This is a genomic window from Streptomyces sp. R28 (assembly GCF_041052385.1).
GTDB lineage: Bacteria > Actinomycetota > Actinomycetes > Streptomycetales > Streptomycetaceae > Streptomyces.
In genome coordinates, this window is sequence record NZ_CP163439.1 from 4,965,787 (window position 1) to 4,985,704 (window position 19,918).

At 69.8% G+C, this 19,918-nt stretch carries 23 protein-coding genes; 7 read left to right on the forward strand and 16 right to left on the reverse strand.

Features of this window, described 5'->3' with window-relative positions; translation table 11 throughout:
• Positions 1-10: 10 nt before the first annotated feature.
• From AB5J49_RS21950 to AB5J49_RS21960, 3 genes are all read right to left on the reverse strand, one after another.
• Entirely contained in the window at positions 11-343 is a 333-nt protein-coding gene (locus AB5J49_RS21950) for a DUF2516 family protein (RefSeq protein WP_369170329.1), read from the reverse strand.
• Between the two features lie 144 nt (positions 344-487).
• On the reverse strand, positions 488-1,177 hold the full coding sequence (locus AB5J49_RS21955) for a hypothetical protein (RefSeq protein WP_369170330.1): 690 nt from the start codon (positions 1,175-1,177) through the stop codon (positions 488-490).
• 71 nt (positions 1,178-1,248) lie between these two features.
• Complete coding sequence (locus tag AB5J49_RS21960; RefSeq protein ID WP_369170331.1) at positions 1,249-1,866, reverse strand: helix-turn-helix domain-containing protein; 618 nt, start codon at positions 1,864-1,866, stop codon at positions 1,249-1,251.
• Between the two features lie 110 nt (positions 1,867-1,976).
• Here AB5J49_RS21960 and AB5J49_RS21965 point away from each other — a divergent pair, with 110 nt between their 5' ends.
• Complete coding sequence (locus AB5J49_RS21965; protein ID WP_369170332.1) at positions 1,977-2,501, forward strand: AAA family ATPase; 525 nt, start codon at positions 1,977-1,979, stop codon at positions 2,499-2,501.
• Positions 2,502-2,704: 203 nt separating this feature from the next.
• Positions 2,705-3,634 carry an NAD-dependent epimerase/dehydratase family protein gene (locus AB5J49_RS21970; RefSeq protein ID WP_369170333.1) on the forward strand — a complete coding sequence of 310 codons (930 nt, stop codon included), beginning with the start codon at positions 2,705-2,707 and terminating at the stop codon, positions 3,632-3,634.
• A 132-nt stretch (positions 3,635-3,766) separates the two neighbouring features.
• On the opposite strand, the gene AB5J49_RS21975 is transcribed toward AB5J49_RS21970, so the two are convergent.
• A complete protein-coding gene (locus tag AB5J49_RS21975) occupies positions 3,767-4,114 on the reverse strand; it encodes a helix-turn-helix domain-containing protein (RefSeq protein ID WP_274240432.1) in 348 nt (115 codons plus the stop codon).
• Positions 4,115-4,172: 58 nt separating this feature from the next.
• On the opposite strand from AB5J49_RS21975, the gene AB5J49_RS21980 reads away from it, so the two are divergent.
• Positions 4,173-5,093: an NAD(P)-dependent oxidoreductase gene (locus tag AB5J49_RS21980; RefSeq protein ID WP_369170334.1), complete on the forward strand. Its 921-nt coding sequence runs from the start codon at positions 4,173-4,175 to the stop codon at positions 5,091-5,093.
• A 243-nt stretch (positions 5,094-5,336) separates the two neighbouring features.
• Here the strand turns inward: AB5J49_RS21980 and AB5J49_RS21985 are convergent, their stop codons facing one another.
• Complete coding sequence (locus AB5J49_RS21985) at positions 5,337-5,960, reverse strand: RraA family protein (RefSeq protein WP_369170335.1); 624 nt, start codon at positions 5,958-5,960, stop codon at positions 5,337-5,339.
• Between the two features lie 172 nt (positions 5,961-6,132).
• Here AB5J49_RS21985 and AB5J49_RS21990 point away from each other — a divergent pair, with 172 nt between their 5' ends.
• Positions 6,133-6,993: a nitroreductase/quinone reductase family protein gene (locus AB5J49_RS21990; RefSeq protein WP_369170336.1), complete on the forward strand. Its 861-nt coding sequence runs from the start codon at positions 6,133-6,135 to the stop codon at positions 6,991-6,993.
• Positions 6,994-7,036: 43 nt separating this feature from the next.
• Here the strand turns inward: AB5J49_RS21990 and AB5J49_RS21995 are convergent, their stop codons facing one another.
• The 6 genes from AB5J49_RS21995 to AB5J49_RS22020 all read right to left on the reverse strand — a co-directional run bounded on the left by AB5J49_RS21995 (position 7,037) and on the right by AB5J49_RS22020 (position 14,038).
• A complete protein-coding gene (locus tag AB5J49_RS21995) occupies positions 7,037-9,070 on the reverse strand; it encodes an AAA family ATPase (RefSeq protein ID WP_369170337.1) in 2,034 nt (677 codons plus the stop codon).
• A 70-nt stretch (positions 9,071-9,140) separates the two neighbouring features.
• Positions 9,141-9,767, reverse strand: a complete 627-nt coding sequence (locus AB5J49_RS22000) for a TetR/AcrR family transcriptional regulator (RefSeq protein WP_369170338.1) — start codon at positions 9,765-9,767, stop codon at positions 9,141-9,143.
• A gap of 68 nt (positions 9,768-9,835) precedes the next feature.
• The gene (locus tag AB5J49_RS22005; protein WP_369170339.1) at positions 9,836-10,804 is read right to left on the reverse strand and encodes an ATP/GTP-binding protein; all 969 of its coding nucleotides are present in this window, start codon (positions 10,802-10,804) and stop codon (positions 9,836-9,838) included.
• A 229-nt stretch (positions 10,805-11,033) separates the two neighbouring features.
• Positions 11,034-12,053, reverse strand: coding sequence for an aminoglycoside phosphotransferase family protein (locus tag AB5J49_RS22010; protein ID WP_369170340.1), 1,020 nt, complete (start codon positions 12,051-12,053; stop codon positions 11,034-11,036).
• Positions 12,054-12,416: 363 nt separating this feature from the next.
• Complete coding sequence (locus AB5J49_RS22015) at positions 12,417-13,154, reverse strand: HAD family hydrolase (RefSeq protein WP_369170341.1); 738 nt, start codon at positions 13,152-13,154, stop codon at positions 12,417-12,419.
• Entirely contained in the window at positions 13,154-14,038 is an 885-nt protein-coding gene (locus AB5J49_RS22020; protein WP_369170342.1) for a winged helix-turn-helix domain-containing protein, read from the reverse strand. The genes AB5J49_RS22015 and AB5J49_RS22020 overlap by 1 nt, the downstream gene beginning before the upstream one ends.
• A 154-nt stretch (positions 14,039-14,192) precedes the next feature.
• Between AB5J49_RS22020 and AB5J49_RS22025 the strand changes: the two genes are divergently transcribed.
• Positions 14,193-14,381, forward strand: a complete 189-nt coding sequence (locus AB5J49_RS22025) for a hypothetical protein (RefSeq protein ID WP_369170343.1) — start codon at positions 14,193-14,195, stop codon at positions 14,379-14,381.
• Between the two features lie 14 nt (positions 14,382-14,395).
• Here the strand turns inward: AB5J49_RS22025 and AB5J49_RS22030 are convergent, their stop codons facing one another.
• Entirely contained in the window at positions 14,396-15,238 is an 843-nt protein-coding gene (locus AB5J49_RS22030; RefSeq protein ID WP_369170344.1) for a winged helix-turn-helix domain-containing protein, read from the reverse strand.
• Between the two features lie 248 nt (positions 15,239-15,486).
• Between AB5J49_RS22030 and AB5J49_RS22035 the strand changes: the two genes are divergently transcribed.
• On the forward strand, positions 15,487-15,666 hold the full coding sequence (locus AB5J49_RS22035) for a hypothetical protein (protein WP_369170345.1): 180 nt from the start codon (positions 15,487-15,489) through the stop codon (positions 15,664-15,666).
• A gap of 222 nt (positions 15,667-15,888) precedes the next feature.
• Here the strand turns inward: AB5J49_RS22035 and AB5J49_RS22040 are convergent, their stop codons facing one another.
• Together AB5J49_RS22040 and AB5J49_RS22045 are read right to left on the reverse strand one after the other, a co-directional pair.
• Entirely contained in the window at positions 15,889-17,148 is a 1,260-nt protein-coding gene (locus tag AB5J49_RS22040; protein ID WP_369170346.1) for a GNAT family N-acetyltransferase, read from the reverse strand.
• Between the two features lie 118 nt (positions 17,149-17,266).
• The gene (locus AB5J49_RS22045) at positions 17,267-17,890 is read right to left on the reverse strand and encodes an aerial mycelium formation protein (RefSeq protein WP_369170347.1); all 624 of its coding nucleotides are present in this window, start codon (positions 17,888-17,890) and stop codon (positions 17,267-17,269) included.
• 158 nt (positions 17,891-18,048) lie between these two features.
• On the opposite strand from AB5J49_RS22045, the gene dtd reads away from it, so the two are divergent.
• Positions 18,049-18,474, forward strand: coding sequence for a D-aminoacyl-tRNA deacylase (dtd, locus tag AB5J49_RS22050; protein WP_369170348.1), 426 nt, complete (start codon positions 18,049-18,051; stop codon positions 18,472-18,474).
• Positions 18,475-18,484: 10 nt separating this feature from the next.
• On the opposite strand, the gene AB5J49_RS22055 is transcribed toward dtd, so the two are convergent.
• Both AB5J49_RS22055 and AB5J49_RS22060 read right to left on the reverse strand, forming a co-directional pair.
• Positions 18,485-19,450 (reverse strand): folate-binding protein YgfZ, encoded by a 966-nt coding sequence (locus AB5J49_RS22055; protein ID WP_369170349.1) that lies wholly within the window; start codon positions 19,448-19,450, stop codon positions 18,485-18,487.
• A 10-nt stretch (positions 19,451-19,460) separates the two neighbouring features.
• Positions 19,461-19,898 (reverse strand): Fur family transcriptional regulator, encoded by a 438-nt coding sequence (locus AB5J49_RS22060; RefSeq protein ID WP_369170350.1) that lies wholly within the window; start codon positions 19,896-19,898, stop codon positions 19,461-19,463.
• Between the last annotated feature and the right edge of the window lie 20 nt (positions 19,899-19,918).

The following is a 19,918-nucleotide window of genomic DNA, read 5'->3' on the forward strand; positions in this document are numbered from 1 at the left end:
CCTCAGGGCCCTACCGTCCGCCGTTCCACGGGCCGTAAGGGCCGTCGCTGCTGGAGCCCTTTCTGCTGCGGCCGCCGCCCGGAAGTCCCTTGATCGCCGGGCGTACGTCCACCATGTACACGATCGTCGCGATGAGGCCGAGGATCGGCAGGAACGACAGGATGTTGAAGATCAGGTTCACGATGAAGGCGAGCCCGAGGATGATCAGCCAGAACGGCTTGGACTGCTTGTCCGCCGCGCGGTAGGCGTCCTCACGGCGCATGGCCGCGTCGATCAGCGCGAAGCCGCTGAAAAGGATCAGGGCCATGCTCAGCAGCCACATGAACCCCGCGAATCCCTGCATCAGCACAACGTCCACCACCTGGTTCGGCTCGTACCTACGCGGTCACCGTACCCGCAACCGCAGGCCCGCTACCCGAACAACGGGCCGAGCACCGTGTAAGTGCCCGGCCCGTGTCCGACCGCTCTTCTTCACCCGTCCGTGTTACTAGGCGGGCGGAGTCGTCTTCTTGGCGGTGGTCTTGCGGGTCGTGGTCTTCTTGGCGGTGGTCTTCTTCGCCGCGGCGGCCTCAGCGGCGGGCTGGGTCTCGGCGGGCTTGGCCTCGGCCTTGTCCTCCTTGACCTCGACCGGCTCGGCCTTCGGCTCGACGGCGACCGCGAGCTCCTCGATCTCCTCGGCGGCCTCGCCGCGCCAGGTCTTCACGGCCTGCTCGCCGTGCTCGGCGACCTTCTCGTAGGTCTCGCGAGCCTTCACGGCGTACTCGGCGGCGACGCCGACGGTGCGCAACGCGAGGTCCTGAGCGCTCTCGCCGAACTTCTTCAGGTCGGCGTCGATGCTGCTGCCGAACTTCTTGAAGTCCGCGTCCAGGTTGCTGCCGAACTTCTTGATGTCGGCGTCCAGGTTGCCGATGAACTCGTTGACCCTGGCCTGGATGGTCTCCTGCGCCTCCTTGGCCTTGACGCCGGCCTCCTTGGCGCGGGCGGTGGCCTTCTCCTGGACGGCCTTCGGGTCGGTGTTGCGAACGGCGTCGATCCGGCCCGGCGCCTCGGCGCGCAGCTGCTCCACCAGACCGGGCACCTTCTTGGCCTGCTGGAGGGCCAGGTCGGCGGTGCCGGCGGCGAAGTAGAGCGGGGTCGGGTCGCTGAAGGTCTTACGCAGGTCGTCGGTGATGGCCATGGTGATGGTCCTCCCGGGTTGCTTCGAGGTGAGGGTTTTGGGTCCCGCGGTCGGCCTGCCGGTGCGCGTGGTCAGCCGGCCGACTGCTGGGGGTCGTTCGGGTGCTCCGAGTCGGCGTCGTTGCCGCCGGACGTACGGGGTGTGCGGGGCGTGCGGGTCGCTCGCGTCGTGCGGGTACGGCGCGCGGCGGGCTTACGGCGTACGGCGGTGTCATCGCCCTGAGCGTCCGCCGCACCGTCGGGGTGGCCGTCGCTCGAGACGGCCTCGGCCGACGCGACGGCTTCCACTGCCTCGACAGCCTCGACCACCTCGGTGGCCTCGCCCGCCTCGGGGGATATCCCGAACCCGTTCTCCTTGCGGAAGGATTCGTAGATCTGGAGCAGTACCTGCTTCTGCCGCTCGTTCAGCGTGGGATCGGCGAGGATGACGGCGCGTGTCTCCACCTCGTCCCGGTCCCGCTCGGCATCGAGGATGCCGGCCCGGACGTACAGCGTCTCGGCGGAGATCCGCAGCGCCTTGGCGACCTGCTGCAGCACCTCCGCGCTCGGCTTGCGCAGGCCACGCTCGATCTGGCTCAGATACGGATTGGACACCCCCGCGGCATCGGCGAGTTGCCGCAGTGACAGCTGCGCGTTGCGCCGCTGCTCACGCAGATAGTCACCGAGATTGCCGACGTTGAGCGATGCCATGCCTCCACCTTGCCTCACCCTCGCTAACTATTGCAAGCACCCGCTTGCAAAAGTGCGCCACGCCACGCGACGGGGGCTCCGCGGCCCGCACAGCGCTAGCGTCGGGCCTCATGATCGTATGGCTCAACGGCACCCACGGCGCGGGCAAAACGACGACCAGTGCACTCGTGCAGCAGCTGATCCCGGATTCACGGGTGCTCGACGCCGAGAAGGTCGGCGAGACACTCATGGACATCACGCCGGGGCTGCCCGGGACGGACAACTTCCAGCACTGGCCGCCGTGGCGGCCGCTCGTGGTCGAGACCGCCCGCCGCGTACTCGAATACACCGGCGGCACTCTGGTGATGCCCATGACCGTCCTGGTCGAGCAGTACTGGCGCGAGATCAGCACGGGCCTCGCCCGACACGCCATTCCAGTACGGCACTTCGTCCTCCACGCCGACCAGGACACCCTCCGCGGACGCATCGAGGGGGACACCGCCCTCGGCCCCTCCCCGTTCCGCCTCAGATACCTGGAGCCCTACGCCGAGGCGGCCCGCACATGGCTGCACGGTGAGGCCGAGGTCATCGACACCACGCACCTCACGCCCGCCCAGGCCGCCCGGCAGATCGCGGAGGCCGTCAAGAGGTCCTGACGGCGACAGCGGGATCGACGAGCAGCCGGGACGGCGAACACCACGTGATCGGCCCGCGCCCCCGCCATGTCACAAAACGGACGTGCCGACTCGTCCAAGGTAGTGAGAGGCCCAGGCCTTGAGCAGGGCCTTGGAGAGAGCCTTGGAAAGGACCCTGGAAAGGGCCTTGAGAAACGTCTTCCGGAATCAGGACGGTGAGTGTCATGCGGGTGTTCGTGGCAGGCGGCACCGGGGTCATCGGGCGGCGGCTGGTGCCGCAGCTCGTGGGCCGTGGTCACCACGTGACGGCTACGACGACGAGCGCGGCCAAGCTGGACCTGCTGAAGCAGCTGGGCGCGGACGGCGTCGTGATGGACGGGCTGGACGCCGGGTCGGTCTCCGCGGCAGTGGCCGCGGCCCGGCCGGACGTGCTCGTGCACCAGATGACGGCGATCTCCGTGCCGCACTCCGGCAAGCCCGACATCAGGCACTTCGACCGCTGGTTCGCCACCACGAACCGGCTGCGCACCGAGGGCACGGACCACCTGCTGGCCGCGGCGGCGGCGGCCGGCGTCCCCCACTTCGTCGCACAGAGCGCCGCCATCTGGAACGGCGTCCGCGAGGGCGGATGGGTGAAGACCGAGGAGGACCCACTGCCCGTGGAGACGGGGAAGCTGCGCGCGCTGGCGGACGCGATCCGCCACATCCAGGACGTGGTCCTCAAAGCCGACGGGACGGTCCTGCGGTACGGCGGGTTCTACGGGCCGGGCGCCACCGACGACCAGGTCGAGCTCGTACGCAAGCGGCAGTTCCCGCTGGTCGGGGGCGGCACCGGCTACTGCTCCTGGGTGCATCTCGACGACGCCGCGAGCGCCACCGTCCTGGCCGTGGAGCAGCGGGCGAGGGGCGTGTTCAACATCGTCGACGACGAACCGGCGCCGGCCAGCGAATGGCTGCCGTATCTGGCGGCCTGCGCGGGGGCGAAGCCTCCGCTTCGGGTGCCCAAGTGGCTGGCCCGGCTGCTGGCCGGGGACGTGCTGGTGACGATGATGACCGAGGGGCGCGGGTTCTCCAACGCCAAGGCCAGGCGGGAGCTCGGCTGGGAGCCGCGTTATCCGTCCTGGCGCCAGGGGTTCCGGGCGGAGCTGGCCTGAGCCGCACGGCTCGTACCCACTTTTTTGTGGGTACTTGGCAGCGCTCCGCCGCCGTCCGACCCTGGATACGGGTGATCGACGAGGCGCAGGACTCGCCCGGCAGTCGTACGGCGGACGGAGGTGGCGTTCAGGTCAGGAGGCCGGCTGGGTCTCGGTCAGTCGCTCCAGGCGGCGGTGGCCCCAGTCGGAGAGCGGGCCGAGAGCCTCGGCCAGGTCACGGCCGAACCCGGTCAGGGAGTACACGGTCTTCAACGGCAGGACGTCGTACACCTCACGGTGCACCAGACCGTCCGTCTCCATCTCGCGCAGCGCCTGGGTCAGCACCTTCTCGCTGAGGCCCGGCAGCCGGCGGCGCAGTTCCGCCGGGCGGAGCGGGCCGGACTCCAGCAGCCACAGCAGCGACGTCTTCCACTTGCCGTCGATCACGGCGATCGCGGCGGTCACCCCGCAGACGTTCGGGTCATGGCGCCGACGCGTCATACCCCACCCCTTTTGTCAGCAATTCATCAACTATCGCCACCCTACAGGGAGTTGAGTCATGCCCACATACGCCGACGAGCCCGCCTTCACCCCCACCGTCACCGTCCTCGGTCTCGGCCCGATGGGGCGGGCCCTGGCCGGGGCGTTCCTGGACGCGGGAGTGCGGGTCACCGTCTGGAACCGCACGCCGGGGCGGGACCGGGAGCTCGTGGACCGCGGTGCCACGGCGGCCGCGTCCCCTGCGGAGGCGGTCGCCGCCGGTGCGCTGACCGTCGTCTGCGTGGTCAATTACGACGCCGCCGACTCCGTCCTGCGGCAGGACGCGGTCACCGACGCGCTCAAGGGCCGTACGGTCGTGAACCTGACCGCCGACACCCCGGCACGGGCCCGGGACGCTGCGGAATGGGCGGCCGCGCACGGCATCCGTTATCTGGACGGCGCGATCATGTCGATGACCACGACCATCGGGACACCCGACGCGGTGGTCATCTACAGCGGTCCGCAGGAGCTCTACCGCGAGCACCGCCCCGTCCTCGACGCCCTGGGCGGCACCCACACCCACCTCGGCGAGGACATCGGCCGGGCCGCCGCCTACGACATCGCCCTGCTCGACATCTTCTGGACGGCGATGGCCGGCTACGCGCACGCCCTGGCCGTGGCACGGGCCGAGGGCATCACCGCGCGGGAGCTCCTCCCCCTCGCCCAGGGCATCGGCGCGATCCTGCCGCCGCTCTTCGAGGAGTTCGCGGGCGACGTCGACGACGGCACCTACTCCGGCGAACTCAACCCGATCACCTCCGCCGTCTCCTCCATGGCCCACATCGTCCAGGCCTCCGAGTCCCACGGCATCGAGGCGGGCATGATCCGCGCCGCCGAAGGACTGGCCCGCCGGGTCGTCGCCCTCGGCCACGGGACGGACGGCTTCATGCGGGTCACCGAACTGCTGGGCCGCTCCCGCACCGGCCACTCCCGGCAGTGATCCACTCCTCCAGAACGGCGAAGTCCCGGGCGGTGAGGCCGTAGCGGTGGTCGACGCGCTGGAGGACGCCGACCGGGACTGGGTGGCCGCGTCTTCCAGTGCAGGCCACGGGGCCCGATCTGGGGTTCCGTACCCTCCTCCGGCCAGTCCAGCACCGGCAGCGAGAGGGGGGCGGCGTGGATCAGCCGATGAGCGCCGTAAGGAAAGAACCGTGCGGAAAGGACCGTGCCGAAAAGGTCCCGCTCAGCCCTCGAACCCCCGCTCCGCAAGGATCTTGTCGATGCGCGCCCGGTGCGCCTCCTCCCAGGCGTCGAGGGTCTCGGCGGCTTCCTTGGCCAGCTTGGTCCGGGCCGCCGTCAGGACCTCCTCCCGGCGCGCGCCCGGCACGACCACGACACCCTCCTCGTCGGCCACCACCACGTCCCCCGCGTCGACCGACACACCCCCGCACCGCACCCGCTCGTTCAACGGCCGTACGACCGACTTGGCGCCCGGGATCGGGATGACACCCCGCGCGAACACCGGGAACCCCATCTCCCGCACCTCCGGCAGATCCCGGATCAGCCCGTCGGCGACGAACCCGGCGACACCTCGGCGGCGGGCGACGGCGCAGACGTTTCCGCCGGCCAGCGCGTAGTCCAGGTCGCCCGACTCCACCACCACGACCGAACCGGGCTCGGCGCGGTGGATGGCCGCATGCAGCATGAGGTTGTCCCCGGGCGGGCACGACACGGTGAACGCCGGTCCGGCGACGCGCGGGACCGGAGCCCACAGCGGGCGGATACCGATGTCCATCACCTGGTCGCGGCCCAGCAGGTCGGCGAGGGTGGTCGTGGGAATGCCCTGAAAATCGGTCGTGGCAGTCATACGACGAAGCTACAGTCATGGCCATGACTGCCGGGTCGGCTTCGTGCCGTGAGCGAGTTGGGTGTTGCCCGGCCTCTGAGTGAGGCCGCGGCGGCGGGCCAGGAGCCCGCCTCTTTCTCTTCGCCTTCCCTCCGTAAGGAATCAGCGACAGAGAAAGAGAATAGAGAGAGAATTGCCCAACGACTTCAATCAACAGGTCATCGACGAGTTCCGCGCCAACAAGGGCCGCGTCGGCGGCTACTTCGAGGGCGCCCGTCTGCTCCTCCTCACCACCACCGGCGCCCGCACCGGCCGCCCGCACACCGCCCCCGTCGGCTACCTCCCCGACGGCGGCGAGCGCGTCCTCGTCATCGCCTCGGCGGGCGGCTCCCCGAAGCACCCGGCCTGGTTCCACAACCTGGTCGCGAACCCCCAGGTCACCGTCGAGAGCGGCGCGTTCACCTACGAGGCCCGGGCGGTCGTGCTCGAGGGCGAGGAGCGCGACCGGAGCTTCGCGCGGGCCGTCGAGGCGGATCCGGGCTGGGCGGCGTACCAGGAGAAGACGGAGCGGGTGATCCCCGTGGTCGCCCTGTACGAGATCGCCCAGGGCGGCCCCCCGAACATCAACGCGTCCTCCATGGGGGAGGCCATCAAGGTCGTCCATGACGCCTTCCGGCGCGAACTCGCCCTGATCCGCGCGGAGATGAGCAAGAGCGGCGAGGCGGGCGGCAGGGGCGGCTCCACCCTCGGCGCCCAGCTCCGCGTCAACTGCCTCACCTTCTGCGCCGGCCTCCACAACCACCACACCGGCGAGGACATGGCCATGTTCCCGCTCCTGGCCGACCGCCACCCCGCGCTCTCCCCCGCCCTGGCCCGCCTCCGCGAGGAGCACGAGCGCATCGCCGCCCTCGTCGAGGACCTGCGTCACGCCGTGAGCGCCGAGCACCCGGACCCGGCCGCCGCTCGCACCGAGGTGGAGCGCCTCACGGCGGAGCTGGAGGCGCATCTGACGTATGAGGAGGAGCAGTTGATCCCGGCCCTGGACGCCGTGTAACAGCCGACGGTGACCCACGGGAGGCCGTCGCCCGCACCGACCACTAGAACGGCAACGGCCTCCCGTGCACCACCTCCAGCCCCGCCACCGCCCGTGTCACCACCACATACAGCCGCTGCAACCCCCGCTCCTCCGCCTCCACGATCGCGGCCGGTTCCACGGCGACGACATGGTCGTACTCCAGCCCCTTCACCACACTCGCCGGTACGACGGCCACCCGCGCCCCCAGTTCGTCCGCACCCCCCGCCTCGATCCCGGCGGCCGCCAGCGCTTCGCGCACCCGGGCCGCATCCGCGTCGGCGGCGACGACGCCCACGGACCCCTCCCGGCCCAGCGCGTCCCGTACGGCGCCCACGACGGCACCCATCAGCTCGCCCCCCACCGCCTGCCGGAACCGCAACTCCCCGTCCCCTCGCAGCGACCGCGCCGGCGGCACGTCCACATCCACCCGCTCCAGCAGCCGGTTGGCCAGCGCCAGCACCGCCCCCGGCACCCGGAACCCCGTCGTGAGCGGTACGACCACCGCGTCCGGCTTTCCCAGATGCCGCAGCACCGTCTCCCACGACCGCGCGGCCCAGGGCGTCGTCCCCTGCGCCAGGTCCCCGAGCACGGTCAGCGAACCGAAGGCCGCCCGGCGCGCGATCGCCCGGCACTCCATCGGCGACAGGTCCTGCGCCTCGTCGACGACGAGATGGCCGTAGCCCTGCGGATGCTCGATGAGCCCCGCCACCTCGTCGAGCAGCACGAGATCGGCCGCCGACCAGCGCGCCGACTTCCACGACCGCGGCGGCTTCGCCCACAGCAGCGCCTTCTGCTCCTCGGCGTCCAGCAGCCCGTCGGCGGCGGCCGCCAACACCGCCGGATCACCGAGCAGTTCGGCGACCACTTCCTCCGGCCTCACCCGCGGCCACACGGCCTCGACGTACGCCTTGACCGCACGCGAGCGCGACACCTTCTGCACCCACGCGTTGCTCCGCACCCCGCTGCGCCGCTCGGCCTGATCACGGATGCACCGCACCACCCGAGTCCGCACCCGCTCCCGCCCGACGCCGTACGGCGGCTCTTCCTCCCGCACCCCCGCCACGATCCGCACGAGCTCGCCCGCCGAGACCCGCCACCGGTACGAACCCTCGGCCAGGACAAGGGTGTTGATCCCTTCGGTGCTCACCCGCGAGTACAGCGCCCGCCGCAGCACCCGCGCCATCCGGGCGTCGTGCTTCACGACGTCCGCCCGCCCGTCGTCGGCCCCGGTGACCGGATGCCGGGCGATCTCGTCCCGCAGCGTGGACTGGCGCACGCCGGTCTCGCCGAGGGCGGGCAGCACCTCGGAGATGTACGACAGGAAGGTCCGGTTGGGCCCGAGGATCAGCAGTCCGCCGCGCCGGATGCGCTGTGGGTGGGTGTAGAGCAGATACGCGGCGCGGTGCAGGCCGACGGCGGTCTTGCCGGTGCCGGGAGCGCCCTGCACACACACCGACAGGGCGAGATCGCCTCGTACGAGGTCGTCCTGCTCGGGCTGGATGGTGGCCGCGATGTCCCGCATGGGCCCGACGCGGGGCCGCTCGATCTCCCGGGCGACGATGTCGCTGGCCCGGGACTCGCCCCGGTCGAGGTGCTCGTCCTCCAGCCCGGTCAGGTCGGCGCAGTCCCCGCGGCTCCCCGGGGCCCAGCCGAACCGCCGCCGTACGGCGACGCCCTGCGGGTCGCGGGCGGAGGCCTGGTAGAAGGCGCGGGAGACGGGAGCCCGCCAGTCGACGACGAGGGGTGGCGCGGCGGGGTGCTCGGTGATCCGCAGGCGCCCGACGCGGTAGCTCTGCCCGGCGTGTTCACCACCCTCACCGAAGTCCAGCCGCCCGAAGAACAGGGGCCCTTCGGGCAGCTCGCTCAGTTCCTTGGCCTGGCTGCGCAGCTGATATCCGAGGACCTCGGCGTCGGCACCGGAGGCGGAGACGTCCTCGCCGACGACGACCTGTTCCTGGGCGCCGGCGACCATGGCGGCGAGGGCGGTGCGGCAGCGGTCGTGGTGGGCTCGTTCGTCGGCGAGGGCTTGCCGCAGGGCAGGTTCGGTTGACGTCATTCGAGCAAGCGTACCCATATAACGTTACCGAGTTAAGTTTTTTACCGAATCTCATCCGCTGGGGTGGCACTCACCGGGACAGGTAGGGCAACCCCTTCGCCAGCAGGTCGAACGCCCGCTCGGCAGCGGCCACGGCATCGGCCCGGACGTCCTCCACCCGCTCCCCGCCCGCGATCCGACGCCAGTTCTCCAGCGCGAGGATCCGGCGCACGGCGGCGATCTGCCCGGCGGCCAGCCGTGCGTCCAGGTCCCCGCCGAGCGCCTCGGCGAGCGCCGCCTCCGAACGCTCCAGGTAGGCGTACATACGCGCGGCCAGCGAGGGAGTCCCATACAGCAGCGAGTGGTAGCGGAGCACCTCGGGATGATCGTTCAGCCCGGTGACAGGATCACACCGCTCCAGCCCGTCGAGGAAGTGCCGCCGCAGCGCACGAAGAGGCGAGCCCTGCGCGCCGGCCACGATCCGGGCGGCCTCCTGCTCGTGATCGGCGATCCGGTACAGGACGAGGTCCTCCTTCGCCGGGAAGTACCGGAAAAGGGTGGGCTTGGAGATCTCGGCCGCGGCGGCGACCTCGGCGACGGACACGGCGTCGAAGCCCTTCTCCAGGAAGAGGCGGACGGCGGTGTCCGACACGGTCTCGTACATCCGCTGCTTCTTGCGTTCCCGGAGGCCGATCTCGGCGGGGTCCGTCTCGTTCATGCGGTGAGCCTACGCACCACACCGACCCCCCGGCTCAGCCCGCACCGCCGCCGCGCCATGCGGGCCCGTCAGGAAACCTCCGGCCGCACCGGCGCCGTGCCGGGCATCTCGGTGGTGAAAGCGCGCGCGCTGTCCCAGAGCGTGTCGAACAACTCCCGGCGCCGGTCGATGATCTTCCGTGCCTCGTCGCCACCGTTCGAGGCCCAGCGGGTCAGCAAGGAGTCGTAGCCTTGGGGATCCAGGAGCTGGCCGCCACTCCCGTTGGGCTCGACCTTCTCGATCTTGTCGTAGATCCCCTCGTAGACGACGTCGTCGTTGATGAAGTAGAGCTTGAGCGAGGGCGACATGTGCAGCACCCGGAACTCGACGGACAGTCTCCCCCTGTCGTTGCTCTCCATACGCCTTGCCTGGTCCTTCAGCCTTCTCTCATGGTTCTCGATCTGACCCACCAGGCTCTCCCGGAAACGGGGGGCATCGTCGGCCTTGCCGTCCGCGCCCACCCGGCCGGGGACCTCGATCTCCTTGGTGAAGTCCGGGACGAGCACACGCAGTTGGATGGTGCGGGCGACGCCCGGAGTCAGCTGCGGCAGTATGCGCTGCACCAAGGGGTCCGCGAACGTCTCGCCGGTGAATCCCAGTACCGACAGACGCACCTCTCCCCCCTTTTCGAGAACCTCCTGGAACTGCGCCTCCAGCTTCGTGGGCAGGACTCCGCTCGGGCAGAGCACGTCGTTCAGGCGCTGCACCCCCGATTTGAGCTCCTCCACCACGGCCTGCAGTTCCGCCTCGGTCACACGCTGCGCGGAGTGCCCCGCGTTGAGGCGCTGCACCTCGGCGTAGAGCACGTACCCCACCACTGTGAGCAGTGCCCCGCCCAGGTAGACCTTGTCCTGCAGCGCGTCCCCGACGGGTTTCACGAACTGGGCCACCAGTCCGACGACGAAGACGCCGAACAGGAAGAGCCGCGTGACCGTGGACTCCGCGCGCTCCCATGCGGCGGCCAGCCTGCTGGCCCACGACGAGCTTGTGTCCGACACCAATTCCCCCTGTGGGCCCCCGATTTGAATGGAGCCCGCTCATGGTGCCCCGCCGGACGCACGGCCAGGAAGAGGACTGCGAGATCACCACGGAATCGGCCCCCGGCGCGTGCAGCGCGCGGTCCAGGCAGTCGGGGTGCGCGCCCTCCCGGACCAGCTCGGATCCTCGTCGTCGAGCGTCCTCGCGTGCGCGGGCTCGCCCTCCGGCAAACGGAATTCCGTCCTACGGTCAGGACCCGGCCGTCGACCCGGACATGCTGTGCCACTTCCGCAGGGCTTCCACGATCTGTTCCAGGTCCGGCACCTCCACGAGCCGCAGCGGCTCACGGGCACGGCCCAGGGCCCGGCTCACCCGCTCCGCCGCCGCCCGGAAGTGCCGCTCCTCGGCATCGCCCCGGAGATCGAGTGCCGCGCGCATGACGTCCGGGAACACGGACTGCGCGTACTCGAAGGCCAGGTAGGTATCGAGGTCCTGGTGCAATCCTGCGGTGAGCTCGGCGCAGCCGGCCCTCTCCATGGCCTGGGCCCACAATTCGACCATTCGGTCCTGTTGCGCCTTCCCGTACCCCGTCCGCACGAGGTGAGTGGCGAGATCGTGCAGGGGATCGCCGTATATCGCCAGCTCCCAGTCGATCACCGCGATCCGCCCGCGGCGCACCACGACATTGGCGCGGTGGACGTCGGTGTGCAGGAGCTTGAAGGGACGTGAGGTCAGGCCGTGATGGTTCGCCTTGAACGCCGTCATCGCGTCCTGCGGAATCCCCACGGCGTCGAAGAGGTCGCCGAACCGGTCACGGTTGGGGTGGTGCACGCGCTGCTCGGTGAAGTCGACGAGCCAGCGCAGGAATCCGTCGCTGTCGCCGTCGTCCGGCCAGTCCGCGGGGGGCGGCGGAAGTTCCCCGACCGGCACCTGGGCGGTCCTGACGAAGAACGCCGCGAACTCCCGCATCAGCTTCTCGTCGATCTCGCCGTCGGGATTGCGCTCACTGAGCGCCTTGCCCCTGCGGTACCGGTGCAGGGAGCGGTCGCCGAGTTCCCCCAGTACGGCGAGACAGCGCGGCACCTCGCGCAGATGCCGGCAGACCACTTCCAGGACATCGGCCTCGCGCGGCCAGATGCGGGGGACGACCTCCACGGTTTTCAGCGGCACCCGGTACTTGAAGCGCGTATACGGCATCACACCGATGACCAGGGCCGGCAACAGCCCTACCCGCAGCACGTAGTTGGTGTTGTGGTGCCCCTTGAGCACCTCGCCCCCACCTCGGAGTCGACGGGACTCCAAAAGGCGGTGCGCGAGCGACGAACGCGCTCCGTGTTGCAGAGGGGGCACGGTGGCCGAGATTAGCGCTTCGCGCTGAAGACCATGCCAACAGGTGCATAACTTTCCGGCCCTTGTGTCACGTTGCACAAAGACATTCGCGCACGTCCGGGCGATGGCCGCCGGTTTGCCCCAACCTGTTCGGTCTCGACAACGGCACGAACGAGACAACCCGTTCGGCGCTATTCGGGACGGGCGCGGATCGTCGTAGTCGTGGCGTCGCGTGGGCAGGAGAGAGTTCACCGGAAACGTTCCGTCGGCCGTTCGGGCGCGCGGCTCATCCCCGGCCACGCCTCACCCTCCCGACCTGACCGCCCCCAGCAAGGGCTCCAACGACCCCACGATGTCCGTCGCCCCGGCCTCCTTCAACTGCTTCACCTTGCGCTCGTTACGGGCGTAGCCCAGGAACGGAACCCCGGCCTCGCGGGCCGCCTCGTAGTCCGTGGGGGTGTCCCCGATGAACAGGGCGGTGGGCGGCGCGGCCCCCATCGCGGTCAGTGCGCGGTTGAGATTGCGCGGATGGGGCTTGAGGTACTGGAGTTCCTCGCTGCGGCCATAGATGTGGGGACCGAAGCAGGCGAGCAGGTCGCGCGTGCCCAGGTACTCACGGACCACTTTCGGGGAGTTGTTGGTGACGATGGCCAGCCGGGACCCCACCGCCGTCAACGTGCGTATCAGCGGGTCGGCGTACGCGGTGGGCATCGCCGACCGTACGGCGAGCAGCTCCTCCTGGGTGAGACGTTCCTCCAGCTCCGTCACCAGGTCGCTGTCGGGGTGCCGCCGGTCGACGTCGCGCAGTACCTCATGGGGGTCCTCGGTCTGCCGCTCGCCCACTGGCAGCAGGCCGTGCAGTCCTCGCCCTTCGAGCCAGTCCAGCAGACCGGCCGCCACCTCCTGCGCCGGGTGCCCGGCGAACAGCCGGCAGATGGGCCCGTCGAAATCCCAGAGCACGACGCGGGCATGAGTGGTCAGCTCCCGCAGGCGCTGCGGCGATGCCGCCACCAGTTCGGTCTGCTTCGTATCAGAGGTCACTAGGAGAGTGTCAGGTCCGTCGTGATGGTTTCCCAGAGGGCGTCGAACCACTTCTGGGATTCCTGCACGAATGCGGCGTCGCGCTCACCGGCCTGTCGCACGAAGGAGAAGAGCAGGGACCGCGAGCCGAGGGCGTCGTACATCTCCAGCGTCTGGCTCTCGTACTCCTCCTGGCGCTCGGTGAGGACGTAGTAGCCGATCAGCGCTTCGCCACCGTTGAGCAGATACAGCTTCACCGGCGGCGTGAACGGCAGCGCGCGGAAGGTGACATGGACGTCGACGCCGTGTGTGGAGCGGACCGCCAGCAGGTTGTGGCGCAGCACCTGGGCCTGGGCGTTGCGCATCTCCAGCCACCGCTTGTGGACCGGGTCGTCGTCCTCCCCCCGCCCGTCCACCAGAACCGGAAAGGCGAGGTGGATGTCCCGGGAGGGCAGCAGGATACGGACGTCGATCGACTCGGGGTGGATCGAGCCCTCGTGGATCTGGCGCAGAGGCTCGCCCAGGGCCAGCATCAGGGTCTCGGAGGTGTGGCATACGACGTCCACGCGCACGTGCGGGGCCGCGAAGGCCTCCGCCAGGCGGGGTGCCAGGCCGACCATCGTCGGCTGGGGGGCGTCGCTGGAGGGGGTGGGGGCGGCGGCGATCCGCGGCGGGCTGCCCCTGCTCACGTTGGTGAGCAGGCCGTCCTCCTGGAGCGCGCGCAGGGCCTGGCGTACGGTGCCGCGCTCGACGCCGAACTCCTCGGCCAACTCGGCCTGGGTGGGCAGGCGGTCGCCCGCCTTGAGGTCACCTACGCGGATGCGTTCCCGCAGGAGGTCGGCGATCTCCTGGGGCGAGAGTCTCCTGCTGCCGTTCACTACCACGTTCTCCTGGGTCACGACCAAAACGCTACAACTCTGATCCATCTAGAGGGAGTTGTTTGTGAGTTGTTTCAAAGTAGAGGCCAAGTGGGGACAACTTAATCAGAGTTGGCGCCAAGTTGGTTAAGTTGGCGGAAGTAATCCTTCCATCCCCAGGAGCCCGAAGGGGGAAACACAGATGCCCGTCCTCGCACTCCTCTCCGCCGTGTTCGTTGTCGGCGTCGAGCAGACCCTCCAGTGGAAGTACGGTGCCACCGGCGTCATCGGCCTGCTGCTGCTCACCATAGGCATCAAGGCCAAGAGCCCCACCGTCAGTTCGATCGGGGCCGTCGTCCTCGCGCTCCTGGTCTCGGGCCCCGCCCTGTGAGCTGTGGGAGACGATCAGCTCGTGAGCACCAGCTCCGAACTGATCGTCTCCCACAGTGCGCTGAACCACACATGCGACTGCTCCACGAACGTCATGTCCCGCAGCCCGGCCCCCTGCTCGAAGGCGAACAGCAACGACTGGATGCCCGGGGCGTCGTACATCTCCAGGTACTGGTGGTCGATCTCCACCTCGCGGCGCGCCAGTGTGTAGTACGCGAAGAGCGCCTCCGTGCCGTTGAGCAGATACAGCTTCACCGGCGGTGTGAACGGCAGCGCGCGGAAGCTGACCTGTACATCGATACCGTGCGTGGCGCGCAGCGCCAGCAGGTTGTGCTGGAGCACCTGGCCCTGGGCGTTGCGCTGGGTGAGCCAGCGCCGGCGCAGCTCTTCGTCGGCGTCGTCGGCCGAGGCGTCCACCGGTGTCGGGAAGGCGAGCGAGATGTCGCGGCTCGGCAGCAGGATGCGGACGTCGACCTTGGCCGGTTTCAGCCGTCCGGCGTGGATCTGGCGGAGCGGCTCGCCGATGGCCAACGTGAGGGAGACCGAGGTCAGGCACAGGGCGTCGATCTCGACGTGCGGGGCCGCGAAGGCGGCGGCGATGCGCGGGCCGAGGGCCACCATGGTGGTCTGCGGTGGGGCTCCGGGGCCGGTCAGCGCCCTGCCGAGGTCGGGTGCGACGGTCGCCGGGGCCCCTTTGGACACGTTGGTGAGCAGACGCTCCGACTGCAGGATGCGCAGGGCCTGCCGTACCGCTCCGCGCTCGACGCCGAACTCGTCGGCCAGCCTGGCCTGGGTGGGCATGCGCTGGCCGGGGCGCAACTCGCCGGAGGTGATCCGGGCGCGCAGCTCGTCGGCCACCTCCCGATGTGACTTCTGTGGCCGCTGTGAACTCTTCCGCCCATTGACGGAGACGGGTTTCGGCTCCACGTCAAAACACTACAACTTCCCGCCATCTTTGGGCAGTTCCGGGGAAGGTGGTTATAGGACGCTTCCAAGCGGTCATAAGTACAGTGAAGTTGGTCGCCAACTTAGGCAACATGGTCAAACTTTTCGAGGGTTGGCCACCAGAGTGGGTTCTGTCGACCATCGCCTCGAAGGAGACCGGCATGCCGCTCGTCTACCTCGCCGTCGCCGCACTCGCCATCGGATTCGAGCAGCTCGTCCAGTGGAAGTACGGGCCGATGGGCATCATCGCCTTCCTGGCGCTGTCCATCGGCCTCAAGGCAAAGAACACCATGATCGGCGGCATCGGCGCGGTGATCCTCGTGATGCTGCTCGCCCACTAGGTCCTGTAGTCCAGGACCTGGCGACCAGGTTCGGCCGTCCGGGCTCCCTTCCGGAGGGGAGCCGGGAGCCCGGTCGGTCTGCACCAAAGGCACAGTCACAACTTCACATCGACAACCGAACAGCGAACCGCACAGCCACAACCGCATACAGGCGCACAGCCCACAACCACAACTGAACAGCTCGCTACGGATGAGCAGACCTGCCGTCGGCAGAGAGGAGCGTCAGAAGATGTCCGGGCACCAAGGCCGCCTGGACGTACGCAGCAGGGCGTCGCCCACCCGGGCGGCGCCCGCTCGTTCTTCCCGCACCCGCCCCAGCGCGACGAGCCGCACCACGGACTCGTCACCGAGCCAGAGACGGCCCAGGTCGGCGACGTCGAGGGTGAGTTCGGCGGCAGCCGTGGTCGGCGTGCAGGACGCCCCGTCCGCCGACGCCTCCAGCAGATACCGCCCGCCGGTCAGCCCACCCGCGTCCACGACCTCGAGCACCAGCGCCCCTTGCCCCTCGTACGTCCGCGCCTCCAACGCCCGTACGACGTCCAGGACCCGAACCCACAGCCAGTCCGCCAGCGTCGTGACCCGGGCGGCCCGCGGATCGGGCAGGTACAAGGGCAGCAGGTCGTCGGGGGCCCGCCAGCCGCTCTTCACCGTGGTGATCCAGTCGATCGAGCACAGGTAGCGCCACAGGGCGCGCTCGGCGTCCGGGGTCGCCGCGATCAGCCAGTTCACGGTCGCCGTGTTCAACGGCTGCTTGCCGTCACCCCAGTGGTCGTCCGCCGTGTACGACACCAGCCCCTCGACCTCGCCGCCCGCCGACCGGTACACCGCGAAGAAGGGCTCGGTCCACGAGGCCCGGTCCAGGCGCAGCACCCCGGTGTTGACCAGCCACCAGCGCTCGTCCCGGTCGACGGCTCCCGGCTGGGCCCGCCGCACCCGCTCGAACAGCCCCGGGCCGGTCCTGCGTACGCCCGCCCCGTCCACGATGTCGATACGGCCGCCGCCGTCGGGCCCGGCCCACCTCGGGTCGAGGCCGGTCCGGGGAACGTCGACGGTCCACTGGGCCGTCGACGTGGCGGGGCCGAAGCCGTAGCGGCCGTAGATCGGGTACTCCGCGGCGATCAGGGTCGCGACGACGTCCCCGCGTTCCTTCGCGGCGGCCAGGTCCTGGTCCATCATGCGGGTCAGCAGGCCACGGCGGCGGTGCGTGGCAGTGACCGTGACGTTGGAGATGGCGTCGGCGGGGACCGGGGCGCCGCCCACGGCGGTGATCTCCTGCGCGAACGACCGGAAGGTGGCGACGCAGCGGCCGGCGTCGAAAGCGCCGAGGGTGCGGGCCGGGACGATGTACGAGCTGCGGTCCGCGACCTCCGCATCGGAGACGTCGGGGGTGCGCAGGAAGCCGGTGTTCAGGGCCCTGATCCAGCCGGGGATGTCGGCCTCGGCGACCGGGCGGACGTCGATGTGGGGTTCGGGACGGCTCATGGGGCCACGGTAGGTGGGCGGGCGCGGGGTGTCGCCGAGTTTTCCCGGTCCCCGCCCCGCCCCCCGCCCCTTTCTTCCACAGCCTGTGGATGAGGCCGGCCAGGCACTGTGACAGGGCCTAGGTCAGCAGGTCGTCCACCTGCGCCTCACCTTCCCGGTATCGGCGCGTGATCTCCGCGCTGCAGTCGTCGGCCGTCCGCTGCAACCGCTGGCGGCGCCCCGACACCTGCTGCTCGTAGCGCACGAGACGCCCCATCGCGGTCTCCAGCTCGACATCCGTACGCGCCTGGAGGTCCGACAGCTCCACCTCGGCCAGCATCTCCGTCGCCAGCCGCCGGTACTCCTCGCTCTGCGGTGTGCCCAGCGTGACATGCCGGGCCGAGGAGCGGTGGCGCGCCGGGGCGTCGGTCAGGATCTCCGACAGGCGCTCCACGACGGACGCCGCCCCCGCCGGAGAACGCCGTGCCAGCTCCGCCCGCAGGATGTCGATGCGCCCCTGCAGCAGTCGTCGTAGATAACTCAGGTCCGCCTCGTCGCGCTGTGCGTCCCGACGCAGGGTGCGCAGCTCTGGCAGGCTGAGCACGGTCAGATCGTGCTCGGGCGGTTCCACGGGCAGCCGCGGAGCCGGACCAGGGCCCGGATCGTCGGCGGTGCGCTGCGTGGGCGGCCTGAGGCCGTCCAGTTGACCCGCGTGGGTCCACAGGACAACCCCGGGCGGCTGCCCGGTACTCGGTGTGCTCATATGCCTCTACCGTCCCCTCGACCGGCTGTGGGAAGCATCGTGCCATCACAACTGGCCACTATGTGACCGAGTGCCCATGAACAGCCCCAGATGGGGGCTTAAGGATCAAAAAAGAAGCCCCTTACGAGGCACTTTCCCGCACACGGCATGATGGCGGCATGCGAGCTGTGGTGCAGAGGGTGGACGGCGCGAGTGTCGTCGTGGACGGCGAGACGGTCGGGGAGATCGCGGGCGAGGGGCTGTGCGTCCTCGTCGGGGTCACGCACGAGGACACCAAGGAGAAGGCGGCCCAACTCGCCCGCAAGCTCTGGTCGGTCCGCATGCTGCACGACGAGAAGTCCTGCAGCGACATCGACGCCCCGCTCCTCGTCATCAGCCAGTTCACCCTCTACGGCGACGCCCGCAAGGGCCGCCGCCCCACCTGGAACGCCGCCGCCCCCGGCGACGTGGCCGAGCCCCTCGTGGACGAGGTGGTGGCCCAACTCCGCGCCCTGGGCGCCACGGTGGCGACGGGCCGCTTCGGCGCCCGGATGCGGGTGTCCCTGACGAACGACGGCCCGTTCACCGTGCTCCTGGAGATCTGAGGCCCAGACCTCAGGGCTCTACGACGACCTCCTGCGCCGCAGCCGTGTCCCCCGCCACCAGCCGAGCGTCCGCCGGCACGTTCCGCTTCACCAGCGCGAGCGCGACCGGGCCCAGCTCGTGGTGCCGTACCGACGTCGTGATGAAGCCGATCTTGCGGCCGTCGGGGCCCTCGTCGGCCAGTCGGATCTCCGTACCGTGCGGGGGCAGGTGGACCTCGCTGCCGTCCAGGTGCAGAAAGACCAGCCGACGCGGCGGCTTGCCGAGGTTCTGCACCCGGGCCACCGTCTCCTGGCCCCGGTAGCAGCCCTTCTGCAGATGCACCGCGCTGCCGATCCAGCCCAGCTCGTGCGGGATGGTGCGGTGGTCGGTCTCGAAGCCGAGGCGGGGGCGGTGGTGTTCGACGCGCAGTGCCTCGTACGCCAGGATCCCGGCCGCCGGGCCGGCCTTCCCCGCATACGACTCCAGGTCGGCACGCGGCAGGAACAGATCACGGCCGTGCGCCGTCTCGCGTACGGCGACGCCCTCGGGCACCTCGGCGATGGACCCGGCGGGCAGGTGCACGAGCGCGAACTCGGCGGTCCGGTCGGCGACTTCGACCTGGTAGAAGAACTTCATCGACTCCAGGTACGCGATCAGCGCCTCCTGGGTGCCGGGCTCGACATGGGCCCAGACCGTCGTGCCGTCGTCGACGAGATACAGCGCGTGCTCGATGTGGCCGTGCGCGGAGAGGATCAGCGCCTCGGTGGCCTCGCCGACCGGGAGGTCGCTGACGTGCTGGGTGAGCAGCAGGTGCAGCCAGCTCAGCCGGTCCTGGCCGGTGACGGTGAGGACTCCGCGGTGCGAGAGGTCGACGAAACCGGCGCCGTCGGCGAGGGCGCGCTGCTCGCGGAACAGTTCGCCGTAGTGCGCGGCGACGCCTTCGTCCACGCCCTCGGCAGGCACGGCGCCGGGCAGGGTCAGCAGGGGGCTCTTCATATGCCTAAGCCTACGACTCGGTAGTTGAACTCTTCAGGGAGCAGTCCTTGCAGCGACCGAAGATCGCGAAGTGCTTCATGTCGGTCTCGAAGCCGAAGGTCCGGCTCAGCTTGGCCGTGAACTCGGCGGCCACCTGGACGTCCGCCTCGATGACGTTGTCACAGTCCCGGCAGACCAGGTGGATGTGGTGGTGCCGGTCGGCGAGGTGATACGTCGGCGCACCGTGCCCGAGGTGGGCGTGACTGACCAGCCCGAGTTCCTCCAGGAGCTCCAGGGTCCGGTACACGGTGGAAATGTTGACCCCCGACGCCGTCTTCCTCACTTCCACGAGGATGTCGTCGGGGGTCGCATGCTCCAGGGTGTCCACAGCTTCGAGGACAAGCTGGCGCTGCGGCGTCAGCCGGTAGCCGCGCTGCCTGAGGTCGCTCTTCCAGTCGGTGCTCACCACACTGGAAGTCTAGAGCTACT